Origin of the sequence: Terrisporobacter petrolearius (genome assembly GCF_020748185.1) — a bacterium.
In the GTDB taxonomy this organism is placed as follows: Bacteria; Bacillota; Clostridia; order Peptostreptococcales; family Peptostreptococcaceae; genus Terrisporobacter; species Terrisporobacter petrolearius.
In genome coordinates, this window is sequence record NZ_JAHZMO010000072.1 from 1 (window position 1) to 8,995 (window position 8,995).

Below are 8,995 nucleotides of genomic sequence, written 5' to 3' on the forward strand. Positions count from 1 at the left end.
ATAATTGTGAAAAGAATGCTAGTATTAGTATTTCTTAGAAATAAAAAAATATTACTGGAATTTTGAATTTCCAGTAATATAAATTACAAAACAAAATTATTACACAAATCTATAGACATTCTCTTATAAAGCCTCAACTATCGCTTTTGATAATTGATCTGGGCATGAAGTATCTTTAGTACCACAAGTAGTTCCTTCTAATCTTGCAGCAACTTCTTTAGCGTTTTGACCAACTATTAATTTGCTTATACCTGATAAGTTTCCGTTACATCCACCTTCAAAATTGGCTTCCTTGATTATATTATTTTCATCAACTTCTAAAGTTATTTGACGGCAACAAACACCGCTAGTTTGGAATTCTATTTTCATATATGTACACTCCTTATTTTAAATGTTCCAATGAATATGATAACAATAGATAAAATATAAAGCAACTATAATAGAATAATTATATATTTTATCTAATATATTATTATAGTATAAAAAACATAGAGGGGAGGGTAATCTATGAAGGTGTATGTTTCGAACTATTTATCAAAAAGTATTAGCGTAATAGACTATGAGACTTTAACTTTAGAAAAAGAAATTAAACTGGATGACAATATTTATCCCCATCACTTCTGTATAGATAAGGAGAAAAGCAAGATGTATTTGCCCAGTTCCAGTAATGGTATCTTATATGTGTTAGACATGAAAGAGGAAAAAATAATAGACTCATCATCTATTGGAGGAAGCTTAACTCAAATAGCTATGTTTGAAGAAGAAGTGTTTATTGCCAATGAGGATTCTAATAGTATTTATTTTATGGATAAAAATACTCTAGATCCTATAGCAATAATCTGTGTGGATGACATGCCCCATGGTTTTTGCTTTGATTTACCTAGAAAAAAATTGTATGTTCCATGTATGGACTCCATAACGTGCATTGATATTATTAATAAAGTTATAGAAAGTAAAATAGATATAGATTTCAAAGCATGGCATGTACAACTAGATAAGTACAAGAGTGAGATTTATGTATCAACTTTAGATGGGAAGGTAGTAATTATTGACGAAGATACTTTAGCTACAAAAAAAGTTTTTGACGAATTTTTATTACCAGTTCAGATATCTTTCAATTATAAGGATAAAAAAGTATATATAGCCGATTTGGGATACAAAAATATAAAAATACTAGATTATAGTTTAGGAAAGTATATTGGTAATATAGACATAGATGGAATACCTCAGGGATTAGAAATCTCTCCAGACGAAGAAAAATTATTCATATCTGACACTCAAAGGAACTCAGTAAAAGTTTATGACACTTCTACAAATAAATTAATAAAGGAAATAAAAGTAGAAAAAGAGCCTACAACAATTATTTGTATGTAGGCCCTAGTGTATATCTCGGATCAATAAATTTATAACTTCTGCATACATATTAGAAGCATTATTATTCCAATTATTGCATATTTGTTTTGCCTGTTTTTCCGATGAAACGTTTAAGTTCAAATCTATTAAGTTACTTTGGTTTTCAATAACTCTTAAATTAACAATAAACTCATTTTCACTTTGCTTTACAAAACTAGATTTAACTTGAGTATCAGCTAATAAACTTTCTTTATTATTTTTTATGTATTCGTCAATTTTAATTGCATAAGATTCTGGTATTCGGTTTAAGAAGTACTCTAGTGTTTCAAGTCCTTTTTGTGTTAGACAATAGTACTCTCTTCCAGAGTCTTTGTATGGTTTTATAAACTTAGAATCCATAAGTTGTGATAATATTTGCTGGAATGAGAAATAGTTCATCATATCAGTTTCTAAAACAACTTGTGTCATCTGTGAGTTAGTTAAATCCATATTTATTTTGTCTAAAATATATAAAATTAAAAGTTTATGATATGCCAACTCTTCAGTTGAGTTTTCAAACATATTATTATCCTCCAAGAAACAATTTATATTACTATATTAAACTAAATTATAAAAAATTAAAAGTGATATTTAAAATAAAAAAATATATAATAAAGGCTACCTAATTAGGTAGCCTTACATTAATGTGTTTTTTAAAAAAAAACTATTTTCCTGCCATTTGCTTTTCAGCCATTTCAACTAATTTTTTAGTCATATATCCACCTACATAACCGTTTTGTCTTGCAGTTAAATTACCTTTGTCAATATTTTCGTAATTAGACATTCCTAATTCGCCAGCTATTTCTAATTTCATTTGATTTAATGCAGCTCTTGCTTCAGGTACCACTTGTCTGTTGTTAGAAGTTGACATAGTAAATTTCCTCCTTAAAGTTGAAATATAATTTTTTATTAACATCATCTAATTGATGTTACTTATAATTTCTCCAAATTCAAAAGTTATATTCTGAAAAATAAATCCAAAAAAGTCGAATTTAGTAAAAAATTTTAAAGTGAGTATTTACCTTGTTTACACAAATTAATACAAAAGCATGACGAATTTTAGTACATGCTTTTGGAATTTTTTTAAATTTTTTTAAATAAATATATGGTAGGAGTATTTTAAATAGGAGGTAAAAAATGAACTCAGCATATAAACGAACAAAAGCTTTTATTTTAAGTATAACTTTGTTTTTGGCAGCTTTATTTATTATAGGTTGTTTCGCGTTTGGAATAAAAAATATATGCTCTGCTATTCAAGGGTATGAAACACCTATAAATAGAGTTGATACAAAGGACAAAAAAGTTGCACTTACTTTTGATGTTGCTTGGGGAAGTGAGAATATTGAAGAGATATTAGACATATTAGATAAACATAATGCAAAAGCTACATTCTTTTTAGTTGGTAGTTGGGTTGATGACAACAAAGAATTAGTTAAAGAAATACATAATAGAGGTCATGAAATTGGTAATCATTCAAACACACATAGCTCTTTTCCAGACATATCTAATGAAAACAAGATAGATGAAATAATATTAACAAGTAATAAAATAAAAGATTTAACAGGTGAAAAAGTAAATTTATTCAGACCTCCTTTTGGAAATGTGGATAAAGAAACTATGAGTACTTGTAAATCTTTAGGATATTACACAATAAAATGGGATGTGGATTCTGGAGATTGGAAAAATATTGGACCGGTGCATGTATTAGATAGAGTAAGTAAAAATACTTCACCTGGATCAATTATATTATTTCATGCAAATGTTAAAGACGTAAGTTTATATTTGGATAGTTGTCTGTCTAATTTAGAAAAGAAAAATTATGAAATGGTTACAGTATCTAATCTGATTTACAAAAACAATTACAAAATCAATTCTTCTGGTGAGCAAAGTATTCAAAGAAATGATTAAATGTAATAAAAAGTAAAGAGTATAAATATATTTATGGTAGAAGAAAAGATAAAGTTATAATTAACAATTTTGGGGGGAAAAATAATATGATAATTGTTAAGGACGATACTAATGTTGTAAATTTAAAAGGTGAACTAGAAGATGAATTAGAGTTTAGCCATGAAATATTTGGTGAAAAGTTTTATAGTACAAAAATAAAAATTAATAGACTAAGCAATTCCTACGATGTTCTTCCAATGACTATCTCAGAAAGATTATTACAAGATATAGATTTTGAGAGTGAAAAATTGGTAAGTGTTGTTGGCCAACTAAGATCATATAATAAGAATATTGATAATAAAAATAAACTTGTTTTGACAGTATTTGTTCGCGAAATAAAAGCAATATCAGAAATTGATACAAAAGATCCTAATAGCATTTTCTTAGATGGATATATATGTAAATCGCCAATATATAGAAAAACACCGCTGGGAAGAGAAATAACAGATTTGCTAGTTGCAATTAATAGACCTTATAATAAATCAGACTACATCCCATCTATAGTATGGGGAAGGAATGCCAAATTTGCAAAAAGTCTTAACGTTGGAGATAGAATCCAAATGTGGGGAAGAGTGCAAAGTAGAGTATATGATAAAAAGGTAGAAGGTGGTGATTCTGTAAAAAGAACAGCCTATGAAGTTTCTGTATCAAAAATAAAAAAAGTTACATTAGATGACGAAGAATAAAGAATATTACAAATTATAATATATGTATTGAATACTTAATTAGGATTTATTATAATCTAATAATGACTGGAATTATACGAAAAGCTTTATAGGGAGGATAACGTGGAAAGTTTACTATATAATAAATACGAATCATGTTCGGGATTGCTTGAATTTTCCGAAGAAGTGCTATCATTTTTAAATAATATAAAACATGATATCGGAAGCAAAGTCTTATTAGTGGGTAAAGTTGGCGAACTAGGCAAGAGAATAAGAGCATTTGGTGTTCAGGTAACTATTTTAGAACATAACAATAGAGAAGAAATTTGCTTTTCTCATGTAATGAATGAGAATTGTACAGTAGTAAGTGGACAGCTAGAACATATGCCTTTCAATGACAATTATTTTGATAAAATTATAGTATTAGATTATTTAAATCATACAGCAAATTGTAATAAGTCTGTAGGAGAAATCAACAGGGTGCTTAAAAACAACGGAGAAGTAATAGTAGAGGATTTAAATTTAAAAGATATAAAAGTAAAATTAAAATATTTTAGACATAGGATTTGTGGAGACAATATACATTATAATTATCCTATTGAAGTACAAGATATATTCAAAAGATTTAACTTTGAAGGAAAGTTAAAAGAAATAGAAAATAAAAGATATATTTATATAGGAAAAAAAAAGTAAAAGAGCTAGAATATAATTAAATAACATAATAAAAGACTAGGTTAACCTAGTCTTTTATTATACTCTAAGAAAATCTACTAATAAGGAGAGATAAAAGTGAAACTGGGCATTAATTTTACAATTGTGGGGGCTATAATGTTATTTGTGATTCTTATAACTATTCAAATAACATTAAATAAAATATATGTTGTTTTAAAAGAAATAAAATCTTTGTTAAATATAAAAAAAATTAAGGATTGATGAAAATGAATGGTCTAAAAGATATAAAAGATGATATTCAAAATATAGCTGAAGCTATGCTTTCAGTTTTAAATATTGATGTTACTATAGTAGATGAAGAGTTAGTAAGAATAGCTGGGACAGGAATTTATTTAGATAAGATTGGTGAAAGGGTAAATGGATACTCTGCTTTTAAAAAATGCTTAGAAGAACAAGTATTAATTTATATTGATGATTCGGAGCAAAATGATATTTGTAAAATATGTTCTAACAACGGGAACTGCAAAGAGTACGCAGAGGTATGTTGTCCAATTACTCTAGATGGATATTCTTATGGAGTTGTAGGCCTTATAGCATTTAATGAAGAGCAATCTTCAATAATAACTGATAATGCAAAGGATCTAACTAACTTTTTGGGAAAAATGGCAGACTTAATATCTAATAAATTAAAGGCTCAAAACAAAACAGAAGAATTAGAACTGGAAAAGAAAAAATTGGAGATATTACTAAATGGTATGAACAAAGCTGTAGTATCTATAGATACTAGGGGTAATATCGATAAGTATAATGTTAAATTTAGAGAAATTTTCAATATAGAGGATGAAAAGTTGGAAAGTGGAAACATTTTTGATCTACTAGACTTTATAAAAAAACCATCAACTTCAGATTTTGAAAAATACAAAACTGGAATTTTCTATTACAAGAAACTAGGAAGAAATTTAAAAGGAATATATAATATTAGCGAAATAGTAGTTAAAAATAAATTAAAAGGATATGTTATTGATTTTATTGAAAATAAAGAAGCAATTAAAAACTATAATAAGATTAATAAAGATTATAAAATAACATTAGATAATATTGTTGGTAGTAGTGAAATAATGGAACATACAAAACAAAAAGCCTTAATTGCAGCCAAATCAAATTCTACAGTACTAATTACAGGTGAAAGTGGCACAGGAAAAGAACTTTTTGCTAGAGCTATTCATAATCATAGTGATAGAACAGATTATCCTTTTGTAGCAGTTAACTGTGCAGCTATACCAGATAATTTGTTGGAAAGTGAACTATTTGGGTATGAAGAAGGCGCTTTTACAGGAGCTAAAAAAGGTGGAAAACTAGGTAAATTTGAATTGGCTCATAATGGTACTATATTTTTAGATGAAATAGGAGATATGAGTCTTCACTTACAAGGAAAACTTTTAAGAGTGCTACAAGAAAGAGAGCTAGATAAAATTGGAGGAAAGTCCAATATATTTATTGATGTTAGGGTTATTGCAGCTACTAATAAAAATCTAGAAGATTTAGTTAAAAATGGACAATTTAGAGAAGATTTATATTATAGATTAAAAGTAATTCCTATAACTTTGCCAACTTTAAGAGAACGTAAAAGTGATATTCCTTTATTAATTGATTATATGATAAAAGAATATGCCCACAAGCTAAATAAAGATGTAACTGGCATAGAAGAAGATGCTAGTAAGACATTGGTTGATTATACATGGCCAGGTAATGTTAGAGAGCTACAAAACATAATTGAATATAGCATAAATATGTCAAATTCACCCTTGTTAACTTTAGATATTATACCTAACAATATAAAATCAACATATTATGATGAAAAATCACATAAAGAAGAGGAAATAAGAACTTTAGAAGATTTAGAAAAAGAAGAAATAAGAAAAGCCTTTAATAAATATAAACATTATAAAAAGGACAAAGAATTAGTGGCAAATGCCTTGGGTATATCTAGAGCTACATTATATAGAAAACTTGAAAAATATAATTTAATCTCAAAATGATACAAAAATCTCATTTTGAGATTTTTTTTGCTTATTTTGAGATTTATATAATTGTTTATAATTACATAACCTATAAAAGTATATAAATTTGGCTTGTTAATCTCATTTTTTTATTTTATTGAATTTTAAAAATTTGGCACGTAAATTGCTATTATTATAATTTGAGAACAATATGAAAATAATAATTTATTTTAAATTACTAGGAGGATTATAAAATGAGAGATTTAAGAACAAATTTAGTTGATATATTAAAGGCTGAAGTAAAACCAGCAGTAGGGTGTACAGAGCCAGTTGCCGTAGCATTAGCTTGTGCAAAAGCAAAAGAACTATTAGGAGAAGAAATAGTAAAACATAAAGTATTAGTTAGCCCAAATGTTTACAAAAATGCAATGTGCGTTGGAATACCAGGAACTGATAGATTAGGATTAAAAATAGCTGTTGCTATGGGATTTGTTGGAGGAAAATCTGAGGACGGATTAACTTTATTAGAAGGATTAACTGATGAGCAAGTTAAAGAATCAGAAAAATATGTAGATGAAAATCCAATAAGTATAGAACCTTTAGACACTAAGGAAAAGGTTGTTATAGAAGTAAAATTAGAAGGAAAGAACAATACATCAAGAGTTATAATAAAAACTAAGCATGATAACTTTGTATTCTTACAAGCAAACGGTTTAGTATTATTAGATGAAGTGGACGGATTTGCAGAAAAAGCTGAAGCACAAACTACAGAGAAAAAAGAAAACATAATGGACACTATAACTATACAAGAAATAGTTGAAAATGTTGAAAATATGAATTTAGAAGATATTAAATTCTTATTAGATGGTGTAACAATGAATATGGATATGGCAAAATACGGATTAGAAAATGAAATCGGTATTGGTGTTGGTAGAGGTATAAAAGAATCTATGGAAGAAGGATTATTAGGAGATGGAATAATGACAGAAGCTATGCTTTTAACAGCTGCAGCATCTGATGCAAGAATGGGTGGAGCAAAACTTCCTGTTATGAGTTCAAATGGATCAGGAAACCATGGATTAACAGCAATACTTCCAATAGTTGCTTACAGCTCAAAATACCCACAAAGTGATGAAAAATTAGCAAAAGCTCTTGCAATATCTCACTTAGTAACTGCATATGTTAAAAACTTTACTGGAAGATTATCTGCTGTATGTGGATGTGGTGTAGCTGCATCAACTGGAGCAAGTGCAGGTATAGCTTGGTTAATGGATGGAAAGATTAATCATATATACGGAGCTATAGAAAATATGATAGCTGACTTAAGTGGTATGATCTGTGATGGTGCAAAAGCAGGATGTGCGCTAAAATTATCTTCAGCAGCATCAGCAGCAGTTCAAAGTGCTGTTATAGCTAAACAAGGATATGCAGTACCACCACTAAATGGTATAGTTGGTACACAAGTTGAGCAATCTATACAAAATTTAGGTAGAGTTAGTGATAAAGGAATGCAAATAACAGACGAAATAATATTAAATGTAATGAATGATATGAATAAAGTTGACTAAAACTATCTTGCAAAAGAAGTTAATCTTTTATAAAATGGAAATATCATCATTTATTTAGGAGGTTAATCAATGGATATTGATAAAAAAGTATGGGAAGTTCTATGCTCGGAAGAACAGTTAAAAGATAGAATAAAAGAATTAGGTAAAGAACTTTCAAAAGATTACCAAGGAAAGAAATTAATGGTAGTATCTCTATTAAAAGGTAGCTTCATTTTCTGTTCAGATTTAGTTAGAGCTTTAGATGTTCCAGTAAGAATAGAATTTATGACAACTTCAAGTTATGGACATGGGACTGCTTCTAGTGGAAGAGTTCAAATCGTTAATGACATAAAGTCTGATCTAGAGGGATATGATGTATTAGTTGTTGATGATATAACAGATTCAGCACATACTATGAATCATGTAATGAATCATTTAAAATCTAAAAATCCAGCAAGTATAAAATGTTGTGTATTATTAGATAAACCAAGTAGAAGAGAAGTAGACTTAGTACCTGATTACTGCGGATTTACAATTGAAGATAAATTTGTTGTAGGTTACGGATTAAACTATGGTGACTATTATAGAAATATACCATATGTATTTGTAGTAACAGATAAAGATAGATAGTAAGATTAAAGGGGGTGAGACTGTGAAGTTTTTTCTGTAAATAGCTTTCTATGATAAGTTTATTAAGGCATGGATATGAAAATTATGTATCCATGCCTTAATTTGAATGTAATTCCAATTTAATTGCATGTCAAGTACACCT

At 28.0% G+C, this 8,995-nt stretch carries 10 protein-coding genes; 7 read left to right on the forward strand and 3 right to left on the reverse strand.

Annotated elements, in window-relative coordinates; genetic code table 11:
- Positions 1 to 123: 123 nt before the first annotated feature.
- Positions 124 to 369 (reverse strand): TIGR03905 family TSCPD domain-containing protein, encoded by a 246-nt coding sequence (locus K0040_RS19115; RefSeq protein WP_074919567.1) that lies wholly within the window; start codon positions 367 to 369, stop codon positions 124 to 126.
- A gap of 138 nt (positions 370 to 507) precedes the next feature.
- Between K0040_RS19115 and K0040_RS19120 the strand changes: the two genes are divergently transcribed.
- The gene (locus K0040_RS19120) at positions 508 to 1,374 is read left to right on the forward strand and encodes a YncE family protein (protein ID WP_228110313.1); all 867 of its coding nucleotides are present in this window, start codon (positions 508 to 510) and stop codon (positions 1,372 to 1,374) included.
- A gap of 3 nt (positions 1,375 to 1,377) precedes the next feature.
- Here K0040_RS19120 and K0040_RS19125 read toward each other — a convergent pair whose 3' ends face one another.
- The gene (locus tag K0040_RS19125; RefSeq protein ID WP_074919565.1) at positions 1,378 to 1,914 is read right to left on the reverse strand and encodes a DUF4364 family protein; all 537 of its coding nucleotides are present in this window, start codon (positions 1,912 to 1,914) and stop codon (positions 1,378 to 1,380) included.
- A gap of 142 nt (positions 1,915 to 2,056) precedes the next feature.
- The gene (locus K0040_RS19130; RefSeq protein ID WP_018591798.1) at positions 2,057 to 2,263 is read right to left on the reverse strand and encodes an alpha/beta-type small acid-soluble spore protein; all 207 of its coding nucleotides are present in this window, start codon (positions 2,261 to 2,263) and stop codon (positions 2,057 to 2,059) included.
- 266 nt (positions 2,264 to 2,529) lie between these two features.
- Here K0040_RS19130 and K0040_RS19135 point away from each other — a divergent pair, with 266 nt between their 5' ends.
- The 6 genes from K0040_RS19135 (at position 2,530) to hpt (ending at position 8,853) form a co-directional block, all read left to right on the forward strand.
- Entirely contained in the window at positions 2,530 to 3,300 is a 771-nt protein-coding gene (locus K0040_RS19135; protein ID WP_228110314.1) for a polysaccharide deacetylase family protein, read from the forward strand.
- An 86-nt stretch (positions 3,301 to 3,386) separates the two neighbouring features.
- Positions 3,387 to 4,025, forward strand: coding sequence for a single-stranded DNA-binding protein (locus K0040_RS19140; protein WP_228110315.1), 639 nt, complete (start codon positions 3,387 to 3,389; stop codon positions 4,023 to 4,025).
- A gap of 102 nt (positions 4,026 to 4,127) precedes the next feature.
- Positions 4,128 to 4,697 (forward strand): class I SAM-dependent methyltransferase, encoded by a 570-nt coding sequence (locus tag K0040_RS19145; RefSeq protein ID WP_228110316.1) that lies wholly within the window; start codon positions 4,128 to 4,130, stop codon positions 4,695 to 4,697.
- Positions 4,698 to 4,942: 245 nt separating this feature from the next.
- Positions 4,943 to 6,715, forward strand: a complete 1,773-nt coding sequence (locus K0040_RS19150; protein WP_228110317.1) for a sigma-54 interaction domain-containing protein — start codon at positions 4,943 to 4,945, stop codon at positions 6,713 to 6,715.
- Positions 6,716 to 6,930: 215 nt separating this feature from the next.
- A complete protein-coding gene (locus K0040_RS19155) occupies positions 6,931 to 8,244 on the forward strand; it encodes an L-cysteine desulfidase family protein (protein ID WP_228110318.1) in 1,314 nt (437 codons plus the stop codon).
- Between the two features lie 69 nt (positions 8,245 to 8,313).
- Positions 8,314 to 8,853 (forward strand): hypoxanthine phosphoribosyltransferase, encoded by a 540-nt coding sequence (gene hpt / locus K0040_RS19160; RefSeq protein ID WP_148557069.1) that lies wholly within the window; start codon positions 8,314 to 8,316, stop codon positions 8,851 to 8,853.
- The last annotated feature ends 142 nt before the right edge of the window (positions 8,854 to 8,995 follow it).